A 964-nucleotide genomic window follows, 5' to 3' on the forward strand; every position below is an offset into this window, starting at 1 on the left:
AAGGGATAAGCGCTGAAAGCATCTAAGCGTGAAGCCCCCCTCAAGATGAGATTTCCCATCGCGTCAAGCGAGTAAGATCCCTTGAAGATGACAAGGTAGATAGGTCCGAGGTGGAAGCGTGGCGACACGTGCAGCTGACGGATACTAATCGATCGAGGACTTAACTAAACACACAAGAAAAGCGTAGGCGACTGTTCAGCCACGAAGAACGCGAAAGGCCTGCGAGGAGGCTGTTGCCGCCACAGCAGGACTGAAGCGGTTCGAGGGGCTAGGAGCCGAAGCTAGACAACAAGAAAAGCTGAGAACGGTCCTTGGCGAAGCCAAGGAAACGTCCGACGGAGCCAAAAGCTTTTGACGAAGACGTGCGTGCACGTCGAACGGAAAAAGCGAAGGCGTAGGAGGATGTTAGTTCGAAGCTAGACAATATGAAAAGCGTAGGCGACTGTTTAGTCCTGTTATCTAGTTTTGAAGGAATAATCCTTCACGCCTCACATGGCGCGATGAAAAAGTATGTTTGCTCGGTGACGATGGCGGAGAGGTCACACCCGTTCCCATCCCGAACACGGAAGTTAAGCTCTCCAGCGCCGATGGTAGTTGGCGGGACACCGCCTGCGAGAGTAGGACGTTGCCGGGCAAAGAGAAAAAAATGAGCCATTAGCTCAGTAGGTAGAGCATCTGACTTTTAATCAGAGGGTCGGAGGTTCGAGTCCTCCATGGCTCACCATGATGCGGGTGTGGCGGAATTGGCAGACGCACCAGACTTAGGATCTGGCGCCTCTGGCGTGGGGGTTCAAGTCCCTCCACCCGCATAATGCGGAAGTAGTTCAGTGGTAGAACACCACCTTGCCAAGGTGGGGGTCGCGGGTTCGAGTCCCGTCTTCCGCTCCAACATGCCTATGCCGGGGTGGCGGAATTGGCAGACGCACAGGACTTAAAATCCTGCGGTAGGTGACTACCGTGCCGG

3 tRNA genes and 2 rRNA genes are annotated in these 964 nt (G+C 54.5%); all 5 read left to right on the forward strand.

Features of this window, described 5'->3' with window-relative positions:
• Nucleotides 1-168: ribosomal RNA gene (locus LH47_RS14675) — 23S ribosomal RNA — on the forward strand; the annotation flags it as partial.
• Between the two features lie 349 nt (nt 169-517).
• Nucleotides 518-634, forward strand: a 5S ribosomal RNA gene (gene rrf / locus LH47_RS14680).
• 14 nt (nt 635-648) lie between these two features.
• A tRNA-Lys gene (locus LH47_RS14685) sits at nt 649-724 on the forward strand.
• A gap of 4 nt (nt 725-728) precedes the next feature.
• Nucleotides 729-809, forward strand: a tRNA-Leu gene (locus LH47_RS14690).
• A 4-nt stretch (nt 810-813) separates the two neighbouring features.
• Nucleotides 814-888 (forward strand) — tRNA-Gly (locus LH47_RS14695).
• Nucleotides 889-964: the final 76 nt, after the last annotated feature.

This window comes from Anoxybacillus thermarum (genome assembly GCF_000836725.1).
Lineage (GTDB): Bacteria > Bacillota > Bacilli > Bacillales > Anoxybacillaceae > Anoxybacillus > Anoxybacillus thermarum.